We start from the raw sequence: 21,686 nt of genomic DNA, 5'->3' as shown, positions 1-21,686 counted from the left end.
CTATGTGGCGGGTCCAGGCCGGCCGGCGGCGCCGACGCGCGGGGGGGGCGGCCCCGAGGGGGGCGTCGCCCGCGGCGGGCGCGGGGGAGGAGGGGTGGGAGCTCATTCGGCGAGGGTAGGACCCCCTATAGCAGGCGTCTGAATCGGGTGTCGAAGCATGACGTCGGTGTGACGTGCGCCGCAGTCCCGCTCGCGCTCGGCCGCGCCGACGTAGAATCGCGGAAACCCCCGACCTGAAAGGCCGCGCGCGTCGTGAACCCCACCAGCACCGGACCCTCGTCCGACCCCGTCCACTCCGCCGCCGACCCCTTCGGGTTCTTCGGCCTGACCTACGACGACGTCCTCCTCCTGCCGGCCGCCACGGACGTGATCCCCGCGGAGGCCGACACCTCCACGCGGCTCACCCGGAACATCCGACTGAACATCCCGGTGATCTCCGCCGCCATGGACACCGTGACCGAGGCTCCGCTGGCGATCGCCATGGCGCGCCAGGGCGGCATGGGCATCATCCACCGCAACCTCTCCGTGGAGGACCAGGCCCGTCACGTGGACACCGTGAAACGCTCGGAGTCCGGCATGATCTCGGACCCCGTGACGATCGGCCCGAAGGCCACGCTGGCGGACCTGGACGAGCTGTGCGCGCAGTACCGCGTCTCCGGCCTGCCGGTGGTGGCCGAGGACATGACGCTGCTGGGCATCATCACCAACCGCGACACCCGCTTCATCCCCCACGAGGAGTGGGAGACGCGCACGGTGGACACGGCCATGACCCGCATGCCGCTGGTGACCGCGAAGGACGGCATCTCCCGTGAGGAGGTCCTGGCCCTCTTCTCGAGGAACCGCGTGGAGAAGCTGCCCCTGGTGGACGACGCCGGCCGCCTCACCGGCCTGATCACCATCAAGGACTTCGACAAGGCGGAGAAGTACCCGGACGCCGCGAAGGACGACGAGGGCCGCCTGCTCGTGGGCGGCGCCGTCGGCTTCTTCGGCGACGGCTGGGAGCGGGCCATGGCGCTCGTGGAGGCGGGCGTGGACGCGCTCGTGGTGGACACCGCCAACGGCCACACCCACGGCGTGCTGGACATGATCGCGCGCCTGAAGAAGGAGAAGGCCGCGGCGCACGTGGACGTCATCGGCGGCCAGGCGGCCACCTACGCCGGCGCCAAGGCGATCGTGGACGCCGGCGCGGACGCCGTGAAGGTGGGCGTGGGCCCGGGCTCGATCTGCACCACCCGCGTGGTGGCCGGCGTCGGCGTCCCGCAGATCACCGCCATCTACGAGGCCGCGAAGGCCACGCGCCCGGCGGGCGTGCCGCTGATCGCCGACGGCGGCCTGCAGCACTCCGGCGACATCGGCAAGGCCCTCGTGGCCGGCGCCGACTCCGTGATGCTCGGCTCCCTGCTGGCCGGCACCGCCGAGTCCCCGGGCGACCTGGTGTTCTACCAGGGCAAGCAGTTCAAGGCCTACCGCGGCATGGGCTCGCTGGGGGCCATGCAGACCCGCAACGGCAAGCGCTCCTTCTCCAAGGACCGCTACTTCCAGGCGGACGTGCCGGACGAGGACAAGCTGATCCCCGAGGGCATCGAGGGCCAGGTGCCCTTCCGCGGCCCGCTGGCCTCCGTGGTGCACCAGCTCGTGGGCGGCCTGCGCCAGACCATGTTCTACACGGGCGCCTCCACGGTGGAGGAGCTCAAGGAGAACGGGCGCTTCGTGCGCATCACCGCCGCCGGGCTCAAGGAGTCCCACCCGCACGACATCATGATGACGGTCGAGGCGCCGAACTACCGTTCGCGCTGACCGGGGCTGGGCTAGGCTGGTCCGGTGACGAACCAGATCGAGATCGGACGAGGCAAGCGCGGCCGCCGGGCCTATTCCTTCGACGACGTGTCCGTGGTGCCCGCGCGGCGCACGCGGGACCCGAGGGACGTGAACCTGTCCTGGCGCATCGACGCCTACACGTTCGACATGCCCGTGATCGGCGCGCCCATGGACTCCGTGATGAGCCCGGCCACCGCCATCGCGCTCGGCCGCCTCGGCGGTCTCGGCGTGCTCAACCTCGAGGGCCTGTGGACCCGGCACGAGGACCCGGAGCCGCTGTTCGAGGAGATCGCCGCCCTCGAGGCCGAGCCCGGCAGCCCGGAGGTCACCCGCCGCCTGCAGGAGATCTACGCCGCCCCCATCCGCGCCGAGCTCATCACCGAGCGCCTGGCGCAGATCCGTGAGGCCGGCGTCGTGGTGGCGGGCTCGCTCACCCCGCAGCACACCCAGCAGTTCTACAAGACGGTGCTGGCGGCGGGCGTGGACCTGTTCGTCATCCGTGGCACCACCGTGTCCGCCGAGCACGTCTCCGAGACCCAGGAGCCCCTCGACCTCAAGCAGTTCATCTACGAGCTGGACGTCCCCGTGATCGTCGGCGGCGCCGCCGGCTACACCCCGGCCCTGCACCTGATGCGCACCGGCGCCGCGGGCGTCCTCGTGGGCTTCGGCGGGGGCGCCTCGAGCACCACCCGCCGCGCCATGGGCATCCGCGTGCCGATGGCCACGGCCGTGGCCGACATCGCCGAGGCCCGGCGCGACTACATGGACGAGTCCGGCGGCCGGTACGTGCACGTGATCGCCGACGGCGGCGTGGGCACGTCCGGCGAGATCGTCAAGGCCCTGGCCATGGGCGCGGACGCCGTGGTGCTCGGCGGCGCGCTGGCCCGCGCCACCGAGGCGCCCGGCCGCGGCTGGCACTGGGGTCTGGAGGCCGCCCATCACGAGCTGCCGCGCGGCCACCGCACGCGCGTGGGCCAGGTGGGCCCGCTCGAGGAGGTCCTGTGGGGCCCGGGGCACCACACCGACGGCACCTCGAACCTGATGGGCGCCCTGAAGCGGGCCATGGCCACGTCCGGGTACACCGAGCTCAAGGACTTCCAGAAGGTGGAGGTGCTCGTCACCCCCGCCGGGGCCTCCTGAGCCGTGCTCCGCACCGCGCTCAAGCCCGTCTGGCTCCTCACCCTCCTGCTGGCCCTCGCGGCCGCCACGGTCTTCGTCCTGCTGTCCCGGTGGCAGTTCGAGACCGCGGAGACCAACGCCCCGCCGCCCCGGTCTCAGACCGAGAACGCGGTCCCGCTGACCTCCCACCTGCGCCCCGGCGAGCCGCTGACGGCGGCCGCCGCGGACCAGGTGGTCTCCGCCCGCGGGGAGTTCGTCCCCGGGACGGACGTCCTGGTCGGCCCGCGCCTGTCGGACGGGCGCGAGGGCTGGTGGACCGTCACCGCCTTCCGCGTGGCCGACGCCCCGGGCGCCCAGACGATCCCCGTGGTGCGCGGCTGGTCCGCGGCCCCGGACGTGGTGGACCCCGCCCCCGCGGGCGAGGTGACCGTGGCCGGGCGCCTGCTGCCCCCGGACGGGCCCCTGCCCCGCACGGACGACGTCGGCGACACCGCGGGCCGTCCCGCGTACTCCACGCTCTCCCCGGGCCAGCTCGTGAACGTGTGGGACGTCCCCTCGTACGCCGCCTTCGTGGCCGCGTTCGCGGTGACGGACCCCGCCGGCGCCGAGGTGGGCGTCCGCGCGGCCGAGGGTGGTCTCGAGCCGGTCTGGGTGGCTCCCCAGCCGGAGGAGACCCAGGTCGTCTGGCTCAACGTCTTCTACGGGATCGAGTGGGTCCTCTTCGCCGGATTCGCCCTGTTCCTCTGGTGGCGGTTCGTCCGCGACGACCACCAGCGCGAGCAGCGGGAGGTCGAGCTGGACGAGGAGTGGGCGGCGCGCTGGCGCGCCGAGGAGCTCGCCCGACGTCGTGAGGAGGCCCGCCTCCGCAAGGAGGAGGCGCGCCGCGCCTACGCCGCCCATCGCGTCGCCGACGGCGGCGTGCACCGCACGCAGGACGGGCCCACGGGCCCGAGGAAGGAGGACCGGCCATGACCGGCTCGCATCCCCGCCCCGAGACGGGCGCCCCGGTGGACCCGGACACGCTGCCGGACCCGGAGGACATCACCGAGGCCGACCTGCCCGCCCCGCCCCCGCGGCCCGGCCGGGAGCGCCGCCGGTTCGCCGGCACGCAGCAGCAGATCCGCTCGGCCATGCGCCTCTACGCGGTCTGCTCGTGGATCACCGGCGTCATGCTCCTGCTGCTGGTGGCGGAGATGGTCTTCAAGTACGGCCTCGGGACGGAGCTGTACGCCGGCGGGACCACGGTGGACGGGGAGCCCAACGTCCTGGGCCTGCACCCCGAGGACTCCGTGACCGGCGGCGTCAACCTGTCGCTGCTGATCCTGATCGCCCACGGCTGGATGTACGTGATCTACCTGCTCGCGTGCTTCCGCCTGTGGTCCCTCATGCGGTGGTCCCCGATGCGCCTGCTCGCCATGGCCGGCGGCGGCGTCGTGCCGTTCCTGTCCTTCGTCGTTGAGAAGCGCATCACCCGCGTGGTGCGGGAGGAGATCACCCGCCACCCCGAGGCCGCCCGCCGCTACTGAGGGCCCCCGCGGCTCTCGGCGGGGCTCGTCTATCCTTGACGGGTGACCCAGACCGACCCCCACCGTGACCAGCCCGCCCCGCTGCACGACACCCTGCCCACCGTCCTCGTCCTGGACTTCGGCGCCCAGTACGCCCAGCTGATCGCCCGCCGCGTGCGCGAGGCCAACGTGTACTCCGAGGTCGTCCCCGCGTCCACCCCGGCGTCCGAGATCCTGGCCCGCGAGCCCGCGGCCCTGATCCTCTCCGGCGGCCCCTCCTCCGTGTACGAGGACGGCGCCCCCCGTCTCGACCCGGCCCTGCTCGAGGCCGGCGTGCCCGTGCTGGGCCTGTGCTACGGGTTCCAGTCCATTGCGCACGCCCTCGGAGGCGTCGTGGCCAAGACCGGCACGCGCGAGTACGGCTCCACCCGCCTGGAGACCGCGGAGGGCGGGTCCGTCCTCTTCTCCGGCCAGGACGCCGAGCAGGTCGTGTGGATGTCCCACGGCGACGCCGTCACCCAGGCCCCCGAGGGCTTCACCGTGACCGCGACGACGGCCGGCGCCCCCGTGGCCGCCTTCGAGGACCGCGAGCGGCGGATCTTCGGCGTGCAGTGGCACCCCGAGGTCGGCCACTCCGAACGCGGCCAGGAGGTGCTGCGCAACTTCCTCGTGAACGGCGCGGGCCTGGCCCAGGACTGGACCGCCGCCAACGTGATCGAGGAGCAGGTGGCCCGCATCCGCGAGCAGATCGGCGACGCCCGGGCCATCTGCGGCCTGTCCGGGGGCGTGGACTCCGCCGTCGCGGCCGCGCTCGTGCAGCGCGCCATCGGCGACCGCCTCACCTGCGTCTACGTGGACCACGGCCTCATGCGCGAGGGCGAGTCGGCGGAGATCGAGAAGGCCTTCGGCGAGGCCCACGGCGGCGCCCGCCTGGTGATGGTGGACGCCCGCGAGGACTTCCTCTCCGCGCTGGCCGGGGTGACCGACCCGGAGACCAAGCGCAAGACCATCGGCGAGCGGTTCATCCGCACGTTCGAGAAGGCCCAGGCGGACATCGTCCTGGAGTCCGCCGAGGACCCCCACGCCACGGACGTGAGGTTCCTCGTCCAGGGCACCCTGTACCCGGACGTGGTCGAGTCCGGCGGCGGCGACGGCGCCGCGAACATCAAGTCGCACCACAACGTGGGCGGCCTGCCGGACGACATCGAGTTCGAGCTGTGCGAGCCGCTGCGCGAGCTGTTCAAGGACGAGGTCCGCGCCGTGGGCGCCGAGCTCGGCCTGCCGGACGGGATCGTCCACCGCCAGCCCTTCCCGGGCCCGGGCCTGGGCATCCGCATCATCGGCGAGGTCACCCAGGAGCGGCTTGATCTGCTCCGCCGCGCGGACGCCATCGTCCGCGCCGAGCTCACCGCCGCCGGCCTGGACCGCCACATCTGGCAGTGCCCCGTGGTGCTGCTGGCGGACGTGCGCTCCGTGGGCGTGCAGGGCGACGGCCGCACCTACGGCCACCCGGTCGTGCTGCGCCCGGTCACCTCCGAGGACGCCATGACGGCCGACTGGGCGCGCATCCCCGCCGACGTGCTCTCGCGGATCTCCAACCGCATCACCAACGAGGTGGACGGGATCAACCGGGTCGTGCTGGACGTGACGTCCAAGCCCCCGGGCACCATCGAGTGGGAGTGAGCGGGGCGCCCCACAGGCCCCGCACGACCGCCGAGACAGCATGAGGAAGGACACCCAGGACGTGACCGAGCAGGAGTTCCCGCGGCTGGCCCGCGCCCGCGCCGCCGCCCGACCGGCGGAGCAGGAGCGGCCCGACCCGGCCACGTGGGTGGCCTCCCTCGGCTCCGGGGCGGAGTCGGACACCATGCTCCGCTTCGCCCCCTCGGCGGCCAACGCCGTCGACCTGACCGGTGCGAGCACCTCGGGCCTGTCCCAGCTGCTGCTGGGCCGGCGCACGCGCCTGTCCACGCTGCTGCCCGCCGGACCCGGCCTGGACGCCGCGCAGGAGGTGGCCATGGCGCTGCGCGCCACGGTGCGTCGGCTCGTCGAGGAGCGGGGGATCGACGTCGGCGCCCTCGCCCTGGGCGTGGCCACCTGGAGCGCCCACGAGGACGGCCGCCGCGAGCGGCGCACCGCCCCCGTGCTGTTGGCGCGCGTGGCGTTCACCGTGCGCAGCGGCGCCCGCGGCCGGGACGAGGTCGAGGTGCAGATCACCGAGCCGGCGCGGCTGAACCCCGCCCTGGTGCGCAACCTGCGCCGCCACCACGGGATCCGCCTGGACCCCGAGGCCTACCGGCAGGCGGCCTACGCCACCGCGCGGATCGAGCCCGGCCCGGCCCTGGCCCTGCTGCGCGAGGAGGCCGCGGCCCTCACCGACCTGGAGGTCTCCGAGCGGCTGCTGGTCTCCACGTTCGCGGACCTCGGGGACACGGCCTCGCTGCCGGAGTCCCTGGACCGCCTGCCCGTGGTCCAGGCGCTGTACGAGGCCGGCACCGGCATGGTGCCGCGGCCCGAGTCCCTGGACCCGAGCCCGGGACCGGACGAGGACGCCGTGGCGCCCGCGGACGAGCGCCTGGTCCTGGACCTGGACGCCTCCCAGCGCCGCGTGGTGGAGCACGCCGCGGCGGGCCGCTCGCTCGTGGTGGACACCGCCCCGGGCACCGGCCAGACGCAGACCGCCGCCGCCCTCGCGGCGCGCCTGGCGTGGGAGGGCCGCCGCGTGCTCGTGGTGGCTGAGCGCTCGGCCGCCCTCACCGATCTGCACGCCCGCCTGGACGAGGCCGGCCTGCGGGACGCCGTCCTGGACGTGCCCGCCAACGCGGACCCCGAGGACCTGCGCCGCCAGCTGGTGGCCGCCGTGCTGCGCGCCGAGCGCGCCCAGACCCCGGACCGCGGCGCGGCGGACGCCGAGCTCGTGGAGCTGCGCCGTCGCCTGCGCGAGCACGTGGACTCGCTGCACCACGTCCGTCCCCGCTGGGGCTGCTCGCCGTTCCAGGCCATGCAGGCCCTCGCGGCGCTGACGTCCCTGGAGACCCCGCCGGCCACCACCGTCCGCCTCAAGCGCTCGGTGCTGGACTCCACCGTGGACCGCCACGCCGTGGCCGCCCAGCTGGTGCGCGCCGGCGAGCTCGGCGCCTTCGACCGGGACGCCACGCAGAGCCGCTGGTTCGGCGCGCGCGTGCGCAACGTGCAGGAGACCGAGGCCGCCGGGGAGCTCGTGGAGCATCTGGCCGCCACCCTGTACACCACCCGCCGTGCCGCGGACGCCGCCGCCGCCCAGGCCGGCCTGCGCCGGGCCCGCACGGTGGACGGCTGGGCCGAGCAGTCGGACCTGTACGCCCGCGTGGAGCGCATCCTGACCGCGCTCAAGCCCGAGGTGTTCTCCCTGGACGTCCCCCAGCTGGTGGCCGCCACGGCCTCGAGCCAGTGGCGCCGGAACAACATGGTGGAGATGTCCTCCGTGGCCCGCTCCCGCCTGCGCCGCACGGCCAAGGACGCGGTGCGCTCGGGCGTGCAGGTCCCGGACCTGCATCAGGAGCTGCTGGACGTGGAGGCCGTGCTGGCCGACTGGGCCGCCCAGGCCGCGGACCCGTCCTCCCTGCCGATGGTCCCCGACCAGGCCGCACGGGGCCGGCAGGCGGTGGCCGACGTCGCCGACGGCCTGGAGCGCCTCGAGCGGGTGCTGGCCCCCGAGGCCACCGCGGGCGCCTCCCTGATGTCCACCGACGCGGACGACCTGATGGCCGCCGTCGACGGCCTCGTGGCGGACCGCCCCACCCTGACCACCCTGCCCGAGCGCACGCTCGTGCTGGACGAGCTGCGGGACCACGGCCTGACCGAGCTGCTCGAGGACCTGCACCGCCGCGAGGTGCCGGCCGACCGCCTGGCCGCCGAGCTCGAGCTCGCCTGGTGGCAGTCCGCCCTCGAGGCCATGATCTCCGGGGACGACTTCCTGGCGATGATGAGCGGGGCGGACCTCGGCGCCGTCGAGCGGGGCTACCGCGAGGCCGACCGGGCCCTGCTGGCCTCCGGCGCCGAGCGCCTGGCCGCCGAGCTGGGCCGGCAGTGGAAGGAGGCCCTGGGCACCTACCGCGCGGACGCGGCCGTCCTGCGCTCGCTGCTGCGCCAGGGCCGGCCGTCCGTGGAGTCGCTGGCCACCATCACCCCCGAGGTGCTGCGCCCGCTCGTGCCGATCGTCACGACCTCCCCGATGGCGCTGACCGAGTTCCCGCCGGAGTGGGAGGCGGACACGGTGCTGCTGCTGGAGGCGGACGCCACCGCCCTGGCCACCGTGGTCGGCGCCCTCACCCGGGCCCCGCAGGTGGTGGCCCTGGGCGATCCGGCCATCGGCCGCCCGCAGTCCTTCCAGGTGTCCGTGGACCCCACGGCCACCGCCGGCCCGCTGCGCCCGCTCCGCTCGGCCCACCACGCGCTCTCCGAGGTGCTGCCCTCCGCGGCCCTCGGCCAGGTGCACCGGCCGATGCCCCGCGGGGTGGTGCGGCTGGTCTCCCGCCTCGCGTACGACGGCGCCGTGGACTGCCTGCCCACCGCGGGCGAGCTCACCGGCCGGGACCGCACGGTGACGGCCGAGTACCTGCCCGAGGGCACGGGCATCCCCATGACCGGCGGGGACGTGGTCGAGTCCACCCAGGCGGAGATCGCCCGTTGCGTGCAGCGCGTGTTCGAGCACGCCCGGGACCGCCCGGAGGAGTCCCTGGCGGTGATCACGGTGTCCGAGCAGCATGCCCGGCGCGTGGCCGCGGCCGTGCAGGCCACCGCGGCGCAGGCGCCGTGGGCGGCCGGGTTCCTGGCGCGCGGTCGTGCCGAGGGGGACGAGCGCGAGCCCTTCGTGATCGCCCCCGTGACCCGCGCGTCCACGATCACCCGCGACGCCGTGATCCTCAGCCCCGGCTACGGGCGCACCCCGCACGGCCGCGTGGTGCACCACTTCGGCGCGCTGTCCGACCCCGACGGCGAGCGCATGCTCACCGTGGCCCTCACCCGCGCCCGCACCCGGATGCACCTCGTCTCGGCGCTGCGCGCGGAGGACCTCGAGGAGGACCGGCTCGACGGCGGGGCGCGCGCCTTCCACAGCCTGCTGGCCCTGCTGCTCTCGGAGCGGGGGGAGGGCCGTCCCGGTCGGCTGAGCGACCCGCTGCTGACGGACCTGCGCGACCGCCTCGAGGACCACGGGGCGCACACCTCACCGCACCACGCCGGGGTGATGGACCTGGCCGTGGCCGACGCCCTCGGCCCGCGCGGCCGGGCCCGGCCGCTGGCCCTGGTCAGCGACGGCGGCGACACCTACCGCGAGCTCACCGTGCGGGAGCGCTCGCGGCGTCTGCCCGAGCGGCTCGAGGCCCTCGGCTGGGACACGGACACACTGTGGGCGATCGACGTGTTCGCGGACCCCGAATCCGTGGCGGACCGCCTGGCCGACCGGCTCGGTCTGCCGCTGGAGGACCCGGAGGACGAGGACGACACCGCTGACGATGACCGCTGAGCCCCGGCGCCGGGGCCCGCGCCGGGCGGACGCCGCGGGCACCGGTCCGGCGGCCGCCGACGGTCCCGAGCCGGTCCTGGAGCCGCGCGTTGGGACGGACCCGCATGCGTCGAGTGTGCGGGCCGTGGGCACGGCGTCCTCCACGGGGCCGGATCGCGGCGCGGCGGGGGTGGCCCGCGCCGCGGACCCGGCCGAGGCCGAGCACGACCGCTGGCTGCGTGAGCAGCGCCCCCCGCACTGGGGCTGAGGCGGCGCCGCCCGGTCGACGGTCCCGGGGTCAGTCGCCTGAGCCGGAGCCGGAGCCCGACGTCGACGCGGCGCCGGTCCCGCCGGAGGAGGCGGTGCCCGAGGAGGCCTTCGCCCCGTCGGAGGAGGACTTCCCCCCGTCCGAACCCGTCGTGCCGCCGCGGGAGTCGGTGCGGTAGAAGCCCGAGCCCTTGAAGCTGACCCCCACGGAGCCGTACTGCTTGCGCAGGGCGCCGCCGCACTCGGGGCACTCGGTGAGCGCGTCGTCGGTGAAGGACTGGACGGCGTCGAAGGCGTGGCCGCAGTCCTTGCAGCGGTAGGCGTACGTGGGCATGGGGGACCTCTCGGACGGGCGGGCGCGCCGGGCGCCCGCACGGTGGGGACGGGGTGCCCCGATGCTACTGCGCGTCCGGCAGGTGCACGGTCTCCGCGGGGCGCTCGGCGGCGGTGAGCCAGGTCAGCCCGTCCGCGGTGAGCACGCCGTCCACGGGCCGGTCCGTGGGCTCGAACGGGACCTCGCCCGCGGCCAGCAGCTCGTGGGCGAACACGTGGGCCACCACCGGCACGGAGCCTGGCAGGCCCGCCAGGAAGCGGTCGTAGTACCCGCCGCCCTGGCCCATGCGCATCCCGGCGCGGTCCACGGCCAGGGCCGGCACGAGCACGAGGGCGGCGTCCTCGAGCGCCTCGGGGCCGAGACGGGGGCCCGTCGGCTCGTCCACGGGGGCGTTCGCGGCGCGCGCCAGCGGCGTCCCGGGCGTCCACTCCGCCCAGGACATGCGCCGCTCCGGCTCGATCACCGGCACCAGCACGCGGGCGCCGGCCTCGAGCAGGCGGGCCCGCAGCGGGCCGGTGTCGGGCTCGGAGCCCATCGGCAGGACAGTGGTCACGACCGGCGAGCGGCCCGCCGCGCGCGCGGCGTCCAGACGGGGGGCCAGCCAGGGCCACAGGTGACCCACGGCGGCCTCGGCCTGCCGGGCGCGCTCGGCGGGGTCAAGCGCACGACGCGCGGCGCGGTGGCGGGAGCGCAGCGCCGCCTTGGCGGCGGTGAGGGCGTCGTCGTCGGCGGGGGAGCGGTCCGGGGAGGAGGTGTCCATGCCGCCATCATGCCCGCCTCGTAGGATCGGGGGCCATGAACGTCTCCGGCTCCGTCTGGCCCGTGGCCCTGCGCCACGGCACGCTCACGCTGCGCCCGCTGCGGCGGTCGGACCGCCGGGCGTGGGAGGAGCAGCGGCGCGTCAACGCGGCCTGGCTGACCCCGTGGGACGCCACGAGCCCGGTGCCCGGGGACGGCCCGGCGAGCTTCGGCCAGATGGTCCGCTGGCACGGGCGGCAGGCACGGGCGGGGACCTCCTACACGTGGGGCATGGCCCTGGACGAGGACGGGCCGGGCCGGGACCGCCTGGTGGGCCTGGTGAGCCTGGGCGGGGTGCAGCTGGGCTCGGCCCGCTCCGGGGCGGTGGGCTACTGGGTGGACCGCCGCGAGGCCGGGCGCGGGCTCACCCCCACTACTGTGGCCATGGTGACGGACTGGGCCTTCCGCGGGCTCGGCCTGCACCGGGTGGAGGTGAACATCCGCCCGGAGAACGAGGCGAGCCTGCGGGTGGTGCACAAGCTGGGCCTGCGGGAGGAGGGGTTGCGCCGGGCCTACCTGCACGTGGACGGGGACTGGCGGGACCACCGCAGCTTCGCCGTCACCGCGGAGGAGGTCCCCGAGGGCCTGCTCACCCGGTGGCTCGCCGCCCGCCCGGACGGTCCGTGAGGACGGTCACCGCGACGCCCGCGGGCCGGTAGGCTGGAGGCCTCCGCCGGCGTCGTCCGGGGCACCGCCGCCCCGCGCTCGTGCGCCCGCCGTGCCGAACTCCCCAGGAGGACACCATGACCGCCTCGCCCGCGCCGCGCGTGCCCGCCGATCGTGAGCCCCAGGCCCGCTTCCACGTGCACTGGGACCGGACCTCCCTGTTCCTTGTGGGCGCCGTCGCGCTGACCGTCGCGGTCATCACCGCCCTGTGCGCCCTCGCGGGCCTGCCCACCGCCGGGGTGGCCGGGTGGTCCCTGATGATCACCGTGGTCGCCGTCGTGGGGCTGCGCGTCCTGGCCGTGCGGGACCTGCGCCGCCACGAGGAGGAGTGGGCGCGGACCCTGCCGGAGGCCGCCGAAGCCGAGGAGGAGACGGCGGAGCTGCCGGTCGTCGCGGACCCCGAGCGGGACCGCCGCACCTTCGAGACGCTCCGCTCGTTCGAGACCGCGGCCGAGGCCCCGCGGGTCGAGGAGGCGCCGGCCCCGGCGCCCGCGTCCGAGGTGCGCCCGGCCTCCCCGGCCCGCTCCGCCGTGCCGCTGGGCGGCCTCGTGATCCCCGCGGTGCCCCGCCCCACCTACCTGGACGCCCCCGAGGTCGAGCGCCCCGCGCCGGCGCCGTACGAGGCCGAGCAGGCGCCCCGCTCCACCGCACGACTGAAGGACCCCGTGCCGGTGGTCGAGCGCGAGGAGCACCTCAGCGCCACCGCCGAGCAGGACATCGCCGCCCTGGACCTGGACAACGTCCTGGCCCGGCGCCGCGCCTCCTGAAAGGAGTTGCGGCCGCGCCCGGACCGGGCGCGACTCAGGCCAGCGAGTCGCGGTACTCCTGCTCCGTGGCGAGCCGGTAGCCCACCCCCCGGACCGTGAGCACCCGGCCGGCGCCGACCTTGCCCCGCAGGTACCGCACGTAGACGTCCACCACGTTGGAGGCGGGGTCCGCGCCCTCGCCCCACACGCCGTCCAGCAGCTGCTCGCGGCTGAGCACCTGGCTCGGATGGCGCAGGAACTCCTCCGCCAGGGCGAACTCGCGCACGGACAGGGACACGGGGACCCCGCCCAGCGTGCAGACGTGCTTCACCGGGTCCAGGACCAGGTCGGCATGGCGCAGGACGCGGTCCTGCGGGGCCGGCGCGGGGGTGCCCGGACGCAGGCGCAGGCGCACCCGGGCCAGGAGCTCGGCGAAGCGGAAGGGCTTGGCCATGTAGTCGTCCGCGCCGGAGGTCAGCCCCTCGACGGTGTCCTCGCCGCTGGACCGCGCCGTGAGGATCAGGACGGGCAGCGCCGGCTGCTGCGCGCGGATCCGGGCGAGGACCTCGAAGCCGTCCGCGTCCGGCAGGCCGAGGTCCAGGATCACGAGGTCGAACGCCCCGGTCATGGCCAGGGCCACGCCCTCGGCGCCCGTGCCCGCCACGGTCACGGCGAAGCCCTCGGCCGCGAACCCCTTGGCCACGAAGGCCGCGATCCGCTCCTCGTCCTCGATCATCAGCAGCGGGATCATGCGGCGGCCTCCGGGGCGACGGGCCGGAGGCCGGCAGCGGGGATCTCCATGGTGAACACGCTACCGATCCCCGGGACGGAGTCCACGGTGACCCGACCGCCGTGGCCCTCCACGATCGAGGCCACGATGGCCAGGCCCAGGCCCGGGCCGTCCCCGCGGGAGCCGTGCCGGCCCCGGCCGAAGCGCTCGAAGATCGTCTCCCGGTCCTCCGGGGGCACGCCCACCCCGGCGTCCTTGACCCACAGCCGCACGGTGTCCCCGCGCCGGTCCGAGCCCAGCAGCACGGCGGCGCCGGGGTCGGAGTAGCGCACGGCGTTCGAGGCCAGCTGCAGCCAGGCCTGCATGATGCGCTGCGGGTCCAGGACGGCGGTGCCCTCCGCGGTGGACTCCAGCCCCCACGCGCGCTCGCCGAGCGGCCGGGACCGGTCCAGGGCGGAGCGCGTGAGGTCGGCCAGGTCCACCTCCTCGGGGCGCAGGAGGGCCGGCTGCTGCGCCTTGGCCAGGGTGAGCAGGTCGTCCACGAGCCGCGACATGCGGTCCAGCTCGTCGAGGGTGAGGCACCGGGTCTGCTCCACGTCTGCCGGGTCGTGCGGGTCCATCACCTCGAGGTGGCCCGCGACGATGGTGACGGGCGTGCGCAGCTCGTGCCCGGCGTCGTCGAGGAGGCGGCGCTGGGCCTCGAACGAGCCCTCGAGACGGTCCAGCATCGCGTTGAAGGCGTGGCCGAGCTCCGCGACGTCGTCCGCGCCGAGGACCTCCACGCGTCGATTCAGGTCCCGCTCGGAGACCTCCAGGGCGGTGCTGCGCAGCCGCTCGAGGGGGACGAACATGCGCTGCAGCAGGGGCCAGCCGACGGCGGCCACGAGCAGGATCGAGGCCAGGGCGGTGAGCAGGTAGCCGAGGAACGTCTCCTCGAGCCGCTCCACCTCCGCCTCCATGTCCACGGCGAGCAGCAGCATCCCCTCGTCCTGCGGGTCCGCCCCCTCGACGGGCACGACGACGGCCCGCCACGTCGTCTCCTCCGTGCGGACGGTGTCCAGGACCACAGCGGGCGATTCCGACCGCTCGGCGGCCCACTGCACCAGGGCGGGGTCCTCCTCCGGCCGCACCCGCACGGCCTCGGAGGCGCCCAGGCTCGGACGACCGTCCTGGAAGCCGAGCATGCCCTCGGTGTCGAGAGGGCGCAGCCGCATCATGGCCAGGCCGATCAGCTGGGCGGAGTCCGCGGGGGGCTCGCCGGTGTCCGGCATCACGCCGTTCTCGGCGAGGACCCCGACCTGCTCGACTGTGCGGGACAGGGAGCGGTCCACCATGGCGGTCAGGCTCGCCCGCTGGATGGCGTATGCGACCAGTCCGGAGACGGCGAGGCTGCCCGCCAGCACGAGCACGAGCAGCACGGTCAGGCGGACACGGATGTCCAGGCGCAGCCAGGCGCTCATCGGTCCCTCAGCGCCCGTGAGGGTCAGTCGTCGTCGCCGTCCCACCGGTCGTCATCGTCGTCCCCGTCCTCGTCGTCGTCCTGGTCGTCGTCATCATCCCAGTCGTCGTCGTCCCCGTCGCCCGTGGCGGGCACCGGCGTGGCCAGCGGGGTGGGGGTGGGGGAGGGGAGCCGGGTGACGGGGGCGGCCGGGCGGGAGGCGGTCCCGGCCTCCGGGGTCGCCGGGGACGAGGACGGGGTGGTCGCCGTGGCGGAGGCCGCCGTGGATCCGGGGGTGGCCGTGGCGGAGGCGGGCGAGGATCCGGCCGCGGCCGTGGTGGATGCAGGGGAGGGGGCCGGGGGGCCGCCCGGTGCGGGCGCGGTCCCGGATGGGCGCTCGGAGGCGCCCGGGGAGGGCGTCGAGGCGGGGGACACGCCGCCGGCGGAGGAGGAGGCGCCGACGGCGGGGCCGAGCGAGATCTGCGGGCCGACCACGGTCTCCCCGGGGCGGGAGGCCCCGATCATGAGGGCGACGGCGCCCACGACGGCGAGCGCCATGACGGCGAGGGCGAGCGTGAGTCCGGTTCCGAGTCCGCGGTCCATGGCGCCAGTGTGGCCACCGGGGATGACAGGCACATGAGAGTCCGCCGGGCGTCAGTCCTCGGCCACGCCCAGGCTCCGGCGGACCTCCTCGGCGTCGCGGCGGACGCGGGCGGCCTCCTCGTGCTCGCCGAGCGCGGCCAGGCACTGGTGCAGGCCGGTGAGGGCGCCGAGCCGCACGAGGTCCGAGCCCGTGGACTCGTGCACCAGGCGGAACAGGGTGGCGGCCTGCTCGGGGCGGCCGTCCTCGGCCACCACGTACGCCGCGAACAGCTCGGCCTGCGCGGCGCCCTGGGCGTCGCCGGCGTCGGTGAACATGTCCGCCGAGGTCAGCGCGGCGGACACGGCCTCGTCGCCCTGGTGCAGCGCCCACAGGGAGCGGGCGCGGGTGTCCAGGTAGTCGGCGCGCTGCCAGGGGGTGCCGGTGCGGTCGGCCAGGGCGATCGCCTCGTCCAGCAGCGCCAGCCCGTCCCCGCGCCCCGTCTCGCAGCGCAGGTAGCCCAGGGCGTGCAGGGCGGAGGCGAGCACGGCCGGGTCCTCGTCCGCCGCCAGGCGGGCCTGCTCGACGGCCCGCTCGAACAGCTCCAGGGCCCCGGCCCGGGCCACGTCCCCGCGGTCCCGGTTGGTCAGGGCGCCCGCCGCCAGCAGGGTGTGCGCGGCGTCGGCGTGCTGCCCGCACGCGGTGAACAGCTCCGCGGCCTCCCGCCAGCGGGGCAGGGCGTCCTCGGGCCGGTCCTGCTCGTGCAGGGCGTGGCCCAGGTCCACGAGCGCCCGGGCCCGGTCGGCCTCGTGGCCCTCGGCGGCGCCCCGGCGCACCAGGCCCTCCAGCACGGGCTCGGCCTCCTCCGCGCGTCCTGCGGCCACGAGCTGGTGGCCCCACCAGTAGCTCAGGCTCGCGGCCTCGGGCGCCTCGGCCTTCTCGGCGTGGACCGCCGCCAGCTGCCAGGCGGCCACGGCCAGGTCCTGCCGGTCCGGGTCGTGCCCGGCCACGCGGCCCACGAGCGCCGCCGCGGAGGCCGCGCCGCGCCGCAGCCCCGCCCGCGCCATGTGCTCGGCGGCCCGCAGCGCGACGTCCAGGGCGGCGTCGTCCCGGTCCTCGCCGTGCGCCGCGAGGGCCCGCACGAGCGTGGCGGAGGCGCGGACGACGGCGGCCCCGGGCAGGCGCAGCGCCCGCACCGCGGCCTCCTCCGCGGCCCGGGTCTCCTCCCGCCACAGGTGCAGCCGGGCGCGCAGCAGGTGCACGTCCGCCTCGGCCCCGGCGCCCAGGGCGGCCCCGGCGGCGCGCTGGCGCTCGAGCGCCTCGAGGGCCTCCTCCGCCGCGGCGAGGGCCCCGTCCAGGTCGGGCGCCTGGACGCGGTGGGCGCACAGGGCCAGCAGGGCGTCGGGCAGGACGGTGTCCGCGGGGTCGGCGGCGGCCCGGGCGCGCTCGTCCTCCACGACGCCGGCCAGCACGGTGGCCTCGAAGTCGTCCGGCTCGCGCAGCAGGGCCGTCCCGAGCTGGACCTCCAGGTCCGCCTGGCGCGGGCGGCCGAGGGTGCGCAGCAGGTCCGCGCGCTCGGCGGTCCACCGATCCAGGCCGGCGGCGTCGCGCCCGTGGGCGGCGGCCGTGGCCAGCAGGCGCAGCAGCCCCAGCCGGACGGCCGGGTCCCCGCCGCCGGGGGCGTCCAGCCCCGCCCGCGCGTGCACGGCCGCGTCCACGGGGTCCTCGCGCAGCAGCGCCTCGAGGGCGCGTTCGCGGCGGGTGGGCGCGTCCAGGTCCGCGTCCGGGTCGGCGGGGGCCACGAGCGGCTCCTCGGCCTGGCGCAGCAGCGACTCCACGACGGCGAGGGGGTCCCTCCCGGCGAGCGTCTCGCCCGGGCGTGGGGCGGGGTCCTGCACGGCGGTCTCCTTCGGGTGGCGTCGACGGGGCCCGGTGCCGGGCGGCGCGTCGGGACGGGCGGCCCCGACGGGCGGCCGCGGGGGTCGTCAGGCGAGGTCCCAGCGTAGTCAGCCCGGGTCCGGCGGCCCTGCCGGGACGGGCCGTGTTCGCCGCCGGGGGACGGACTCCCGGGAGGGGTGACTCGTAGACTGGGCCGACCCCGCATCGCCCTCCCCGGCCGCGTCCCCACCTGCCCGGCCCCGACCCCAGGAGTCCCCCGTGTGCCCTGCCTCCCCGAGCGAGCCGGCCGCCGCCGTCGCCCCGCCCGCCCCGGACGGCGTCTTCCAGACCCGGGCGGGCTCCTACGCGCTGATCGTGGCGGACGGCGCCGTGCTGCTCTCCGCCTGGCAGGGGCCGCAGGGGATCGTGTGGACCCTGCCCGGCGGGGGCATCGAGCTCGGGGAGAGCCCCGAGCAGGCGTGCGTGCGGGAGGTCGCCGAGGAGACCGGCCACACGTGCGAGCTCACCGGGCTGCTGGGGGTCACCACCGGCACCATCCCCGCCGAGCGCCGTCTGCGCGGCGAGGGCGTGCCGCTGCTGACCGTGCAGGTGCTGCACACCGCCCGGCTCACGGGCGGGACCCTGCGGTCGGAGACGGACGGCTCGTCCGTGGACGCGCGCTGGTTCCCCCTCGACGGGCTCGAGGACGTCCCGCTCTCCTCCTGGGTGCGCCGCGCCCTCGAGCTGGCCGGGCTGCCCGCGCCCGCGGAGCCTGCCCGATGACCGGCCGACCGCCCGCCGCCGCCCCGTTCCCGCGCCATCGCCGCGTCCTGGCCTTGAGCGCGGCCGCCGCCCTGGCGCTCGGCGCGGCCGGCTGCGGGAGCGACGACGACGCCGGGGCCGCCCCGCCCACCGGAGAGCCGGTGCGGGTGGTCCACGGGCCCGGGGACGCGGAGACGGCCGCGGCCGCCGTCGTCGCCCGTCACCTCACCCGCGCCGGGCACCCCGTGACGCTCGCCGACGCCCCCGACGCCGCCGCCTGGTCCGCCGCCGGCGGGCGGACGGTGGCGATCGTGGACACCCTGACGCTGGCCCTGGCCGCCGACCCCGAGGCCGTGCTGCCGCAGGAGGACCCCGAGGAGGAGGCCGCCCGGGCCTCCGCCGTGCCCACGCCGAGCCCCGCCACGCTGGAGCCGATCGACCCCGAGGCCCCGCCGCGCGTGCCCGCCGACCCGTCGGCCACCGCGGCCCCGCCCACCGCGCTCGCGGACCCCGACCCCGCCGCCGACACCGAGGCGGTGCGGGCCATCGTGGACGCCGCCCTCGAGCGCACGGCCGCCGGTGGGGACCTCGCCGCCCCGCCGTCCGCGTCGGTGAGCCCGCCCCCCTCCGGCGCCGCGTCCTCCCCCTCGGCCGCCGAGGACGCCCCCCGCGTGCTCTCCTCCTCCGCGGGCGAGCTGCGCCTGGCCCCGATCCTCACCTCCGGCACGGCCGCACGCCTGCGGCTGGAGTCGGTGGAGGACCTCAACGGCCGCTGCGCGGACATGGCCGCCGCGCTGCCGGCCGCGCTCGAGGAGGCCCCCGGCGGCGAGCGCGTGAGGGCCCTGCTGACCGCGCGCCTGGACGCCTGGGCCGGCTGCCGACCCGCCGAGTGGGCGGTCCAGCCGGACCCCGCCGGACCCGCGCTCCTGCGGGACGAGGTCGCCCTGGCGATCGACCACGCCGTGGACCCGGACGTCCCGCCGAACGGGCTGGTGGTGCTCGAGGACGGCGGGCGCGTCCTGCCGGCGGGGCGCGTCGCCGTCGTCGGCTCCCCGGGGGCCCTGGACGACGGGGTCGAGGGCGTGCTGCAGCAGGTGATGGCGGCCCTGGACGAGGACGGCCTGCGGGACCTGGCGCGCGTCACCACCGGCCCGGACGCCCTGCCCGCCGACGAGGCGGCGCAGTACTGGCTGGTCAGCGAGGGGCTCGAGGAGGCTCCCGAGGACTGGGTCGTGCCGGTGGACGGCTGGTTCTGAGACCCGCGGGCGCCATGGGCGGTGCGGGCCCGCGCCGCGGTGCCATGATGGGACGCATGGCTTCCACCGGCGCCCCCCGAGAGATCCGTCAGTCCTCCAAGCTGCTCAACGTCCGCTACGACGTGCGCGGCCCCATCCTGGAGGAGGCCCAGCGCATGGAGGCCGCCGGCCACCGGATCATGAAGCTGAACATCGGCAACCCCGCCCCGTTCGGCTTCGAGGCTCCGGACTCGATCCTGCAGGCCATGTACCAGCACCTGCCGCACGCGCAGGGCTACTCGGACTCGAAGGGCATCTACTCGGCCCGCACCGCGGTCTCGCAGTACTACGAGTCCCGCGGCATCCGGGACATCTCCGTGGACGACGTGTTCGTGGGCAACGGCGTGTCCGAGATGATCTCCATGGTCCTGCAGGCCCTCGTGGACGACGGCGACGAGGTCCTCATCCCGTCCCCGGACTACCCGCTGTGGACCGGGGCCACCACGCTCGCCGGCGGCTCCGCCGTGCACTACCGGTGCGTCGAGGAGGAGGGCTGGGAGCCCGACCTCGAGCACATGGAGTCCCTCATCACCGAGCGCACGCGCGCCGTGGTGGTCATCAACCCGAACAACCCCACGGGCGCGGTGTACTCGCGCCAGGTGCTCAACGGCGTGATCGACCTGGCCCGCCGCCACAACCTGGTCCTGCTCGCGGACGAGATTTACGAGAAGATCACCTACGACGGCGCCCGCCACATCAACGCCGCCGGGCTCTCCGACGATGTCCTCACCCTGACCTTCTCCGGCCTGTCCAAGGCGTACCGCGTGGCCGGCTTCCGCTCCGGCTGGGTGGCCGTGTCCGGGCCGAAGCACCGGGCCCGGGACTTCCTGGAGGGGCTGACGCTGCTGTCCAACATGCGCATGTGCGCCAACGTGCCGGCGCAGCACGCCATCCAGGTGGCCCTCGGCGGCTACCAGTCCATCGAGGACCTGATCCTGCCGGGCGGCCGCCTGCTGGAGCAGCGCAACCTGGCCCAGGACCGGCTCAACGCGATCGAGGGCGTCTCGGTGCAGCCGGCCCACGGCGCGCTCTACCTGTTCCCGCGCCTGGACCCCGAGGTCTACGCGATCGACGACGACGAGCGGTTCGTGATCGAGCTGCTCCAGGCCAAGAAGATCCTGGTCAGCCACGGCGGCGCGTTCAACTACCCCCACACCGACCACTTCCGCCTGGTCACCCTGCCCAGCGTGAAGGACCTGGACATCGCCCTGGACCGCCTCGAGGACTTCCTCGAGGACTGGCGCGACCGCCGCGGCTGAGCCGCACCGCCTGACAGGAGACCCGGATGTCGAAGCACACGACGAAGTCCGCCCCGGCCACGACGCCGCAGGACGCGTTCGACGGTGAGGCCCGCCGGCTGCTGCGGGCCCGCCGGTCCGACGGCGCCCCCGTGGCCCCCGCCGACGTCGACCCGCGCGCCACCCCCGGGTTCTCCGGGGACAAGGCCGCCGGCAAGGCGGCGCTCGCGGCCCGGGCCGACCGCCTGGCCGCGCTGCAGGAGCTGCTCTACGCCCGCTCCACGCGCGAGGACGACGGCGGCGCGCCCGCCCCGTCCGTGCTGCTCGTGGTGCAGGCCATGGACACCGCCGGCAAGGGCGGGATCATGCGCCACGTGATCGGCCAGATGGACCCGCAGGGCGTGGACCTGCACGCCTTCAAGGCGCCCACCGCCGAGGAGCGGGAGCACGACTTCCTGTGGCGGATCCGCCCGCACGCGCCCGGCCCGGGCCGGATCACCGTGTTCGACCGCTCGCACTACGAGGACGTGCTCATCCAGCGGGTGCGCGGGTTCGCTCCGCCCGAGGAGATCGAGCGCCGCTACGGCGCCATCCGGGAGTTCGAGGCGGAGCTGGCCGCGGCCGGCACGCGCGTGGTGAAGGTGATGCTGCACCTCTCCAAGGACGAGCAGAAGGAGCGCCTGGCCGAGCGGCTGGAGCGTCCGGACAAGCACTGGAAGTTCAACCCCGCCGACATCGACGAGCGCGCCCTCTGGGACGAGTACCAGGAGGCCTACCGGATCGCCCTCCTGCGGACCGACACCGCGGACGCCCCGTGGTTCGTGGTCCCCGCCGACCGCAAGTGGTACGCCCGACTGGCCGTCCAGCAGCTGCTGATCGAGACCCTCGAGGGCCTGGACCTGGACTGGCCGGAGGCCGACTTCGACGTCGAGGAGCAGAAGGAGCGCCTGGCCGCGTCCTGACCCCCGCCATCGCTTTCGCTCGCGCAACACGCGCGGGCCAGGCGCTTTCGCTGACGCAAGACGCG

Annotated in this window: 19 protein-coding genes; 13 read left to right on the top strand and 6 right to left on the bottom strand. The window is 75.9% G+C overall.

The window, feature by feature from the left end; genetic code table 11:
- The first annotated feature begins 252 nt into the window (after positions 1 to 252).
- From guaB to Q4D18_RS06250, 7 genes are read left to right on the top strand one after another with little or no spacing between them, the layout of a single operon-like run.
- Positions 253 to 1,797: an IMP dehydrogenase gene (guaB, locus tag Q4D18_RS06280; RefSeq protein ID WP_303126635.1), complete on the top strand. Its 1,545-nt coding sequence runs from the start codon at positions 253 to 255 to the stop codon at positions 1,795 to 1,797.
- A 24-nt stretch (positions 1,798 to 1,821) separates the two neighbouring features.
- Complete coding sequence (locus Q4D18_RS06275; protein ID WP_303126634.1) at positions 1,822 to 2,958, top strand: GuaB3 family IMP dehydrogenase-related protein; 1,137 nt, start codon at positions 1,822 to 1,824, stop codon at positions 2,956 to 2,958.
- A gap of 3 nt (positions 2,959 to 2,961) precedes the next feature.
- Positions 2,962 to 3,909 (top strand): SURF1 family protein, encoded by a 948-nt coding sequence (locus Q4D18_RS06270; RefSeq protein ID WP_303126633.1) that lies wholly within the window; start codon positions 2,962 to 2,964, stop codon positions 3,907 to 3,909.
- Entirely contained in the window at positions 3,906 to 4,463 is a 558-nt protein-coding gene (locus Q4D18_RS06265; RefSeq protein WP_303126632.1) for a DUF3817 domain-containing protein, read from the top strand. The genes Q4D18_RS06270 and Q4D18_RS06265 overlap by 4 nt, the downstream gene beginning before the upstream one ends.
- Positions 4,464 to 4,505: 42 nt before the next feature.
- Positions 4,506 to 6,125, top strand: coding sequence for a glutamine-hydrolyzing GMP synthase (guaA, locus tag Q4D18_RS06260; protein ID WP_303126630.1), 1,620 nt, complete (start codon positions 4,506 to 4,508; stop codon positions 6,123 to 6,125).
- Between the two features lie 40 nt (positions 6,126 to 6,165).
- Entirely contained in the window at positions 6,166 to 9,948 is a 3,783-nt protein-coding gene (locus Q4D18_RS06255) for a DUF4011 domain-containing protein (RefSeq protein WP_303126628.1), read from the top strand.
- Positions 9,938 to 10,195, top strand: coding sequence for a hypothetical protein (locus Q4D18_RS06250; protein ID WP_303126627.1), 258 nt, complete (start codon positions 9,938 to 9,940; stop codon positions 10,193 to 10,195). Before Q4D18_RS06255 ends, Q4D18_RS06250 begins: the two co-directional genes overlap by 11 nt.
- Before the next feature lie 30 nt (positions 10,196 to 10,225).
- Here the strand turns inward: Q4D18_RS06250 and Q4D18_RS06245 are convergent, their stop codons facing one another.
- Positions 10,226 to 10,528 carry an FmdB family zinc ribbon protein gene (locus Q4D18_RS06245; RefSeq protein ID WP_303126626.1) on the bottom strand — a complete coding sequence of 101 codons (303 nt, stop codon included), beginning with the start codon at positions 10,526 to 10,528 and terminating at the stop codon, positions 10,226 to 10,228.
- Between the two features lie 64 nt (positions 10,529 to 10,592).
- A complete protein-coding gene (locus Q4D18_RS06240) occupies positions 10,593 to 11,288 on the bottom strand; it encodes a 5-formyltetrahydrofolate cyclo-ligase (RefSeq protein WP_303126624.1) in 696 nt (231 codons plus the stop codon).
- 35 nt (positions 11,289 to 11,323) lie between these two features.
- On the opposite strand from Q4D18_RS06240, the gene Q4D18_RS06235 reads away from it, so the two are divergent.
- Both Q4D18_RS06235 and Q4D18_RS06230 read left to right on the top strand, forming a co-directional pair.
- Complete coding sequence (locus Q4D18_RS06235; RefSeq protein ID WP_303126623.1) at positions 11,324 to 11,953, top strand: GNAT family N-acetyltransferase; 630 nt, start codon at positions 11,324 to 11,326, stop codon at positions 11,951 to 11,953.
- A gap of 116 nt (positions 11,954 to 12,069) precedes the next feature.
- A complete protein-coding gene (locus Q4D18_RS06230) occupies positions 12,070 to 12,759 on the top strand; it encodes a hypothetical protein (RefSeq protein ID WP_303126621.1) in 690 nt (229 codons plus the stop codon).
- Between the two features lie 34 nt (positions 12,760 to 12,793).
- Here the strand turns inward: Q4D18_RS06230 and Q4D18_RS06225 are convergent, their stop codons facing one another.
- The 4 genes from Q4D18_RS06225 to Q4D18_RS06210 are packed head-to-tail and all read right to left on the bottom strand — an operon-like array spanning position 12,794 to position 17,384.
- On the bottom strand, positions 12,794 to 13,489 hold the full coding sequence (locus Q4D18_RS06225) for a response regulator transcription factor (RefSeq protein ID WP_303126620.1): 696 nt from the start codon (positions 13,487 to 13,489) through the stop codon (positions 12,794 to 12,796).
- On the bottom strand, positions 13,486 to 14,928 hold the full coding sequence (locus tag Q4D18_RS06220) for a cell wall metabolism sensor histidine kinase WalK (RefSeq protein WP_303126618.1): 1,443 nt from the start codon (positions 14,926 to 14,928) through the stop codon (positions 13,486 to 13,488). The genes Q4D18_RS06225 and Q4D18_RS06220 overlap by 4 nt, the downstream gene beginning before the upstream one ends.
- A 23-nt stretch (positions 14,929 to 14,951) precedes the next feature.
- Positions 14,952 to 15,509 carry a hypothetical protein gene (locus Q4D18_RS06215; protein ID WP_303126617.1) on the bottom strand — a complete coding sequence of 186 codons (558 nt, stop codon included), beginning with the start codon at positions 15,507 to 15,509 and terminating at the stop codon, positions 14,952 to 14,954.
- A gap of 51 nt (positions 15,510 to 15,560) precedes the next feature.
- Positions 15,561 to 17,384, bottom strand: coding sequence for a hypothetical protein (locus tag Q4D18_RS06210; protein WP_303126615.1), 1,824 nt, complete (start codon positions 17,382 to 17,384; stop codon positions 15,561 to 15,563).
- A 259-nt stretch (positions 17,385 to 17,643) separates the two neighbouring features.
- On the opposite strand from Q4D18_RS06210, the gene Q4D18_RS06205 reads away from it, so the two are divergent.
- From Q4D18_RS06205 to Q4D18_RS06190, 4 genes are read left to right on the top strand one after another with little or no spacing between them, the layout of a single operon-like run.
- Complete coding sequence (locus tag Q4D18_RS06205) at positions 17,644 to 18,147, top strand: NUDIX hydrolase (protein WP_303126613.1); 504 nt, start codon at positions 17,644 to 17,646, stop codon at positions 18,145 to 18,147.
- Positions 18,144 to 19,382, top strand: coding sequence for a hypothetical protein (locus tag Q4D18_RS06200; RefSeq protein ID WP_303126611.1), 1,239 nt, complete (start codon positions 18,144 to 18,146; stop codon positions 19,380 to 19,382). Before Q4D18_RS06205 ends, Q4D18_RS06200 begins: the two co-directional genes overlap by 4 nt.
- A gap of 56 nt (positions 19,383 to 19,438) precedes the next feature.
- Positions 19,439 to 20,680 (top strand): pyridoxal phosphate-dependent aminotransferase, encoded by a 1,242-nt coding sequence (locus Q4D18_RS06195; RefSeq protein ID WP_303126609.1) that lies wholly within the window; start codon positions 19,439 to 19,441, stop codon positions 20,678 to 20,680.
- 26 nt (positions 20,681 to 20,706) lie between these two features.
- Complete coding sequence (locus Q4D18_RS06190; RefSeq protein ID WP_303126607.1) at positions 20,707 to 21,621, top strand: PPK2 family polyphosphate kinase; 915 nt, start codon at positions 20,707 to 20,709, stop codon at positions 21,619 to 21,621.
- Positions 21,622 to 21,686: the final 65 nt, after the last annotated feature.

Origin of the sequence: Micrococcus sp. (assembly GCF_030523875.1) — a bacterium.
In the GTDB taxonomy this organism is placed as follows: Bacteria; Actinomycetota; Actinomycetes; order Actinomycetales; family Micrococcaceae; genus Micrococcus.
This window is presented reverse-complemented; position numbering and strand designations above follow the sequence as displayed.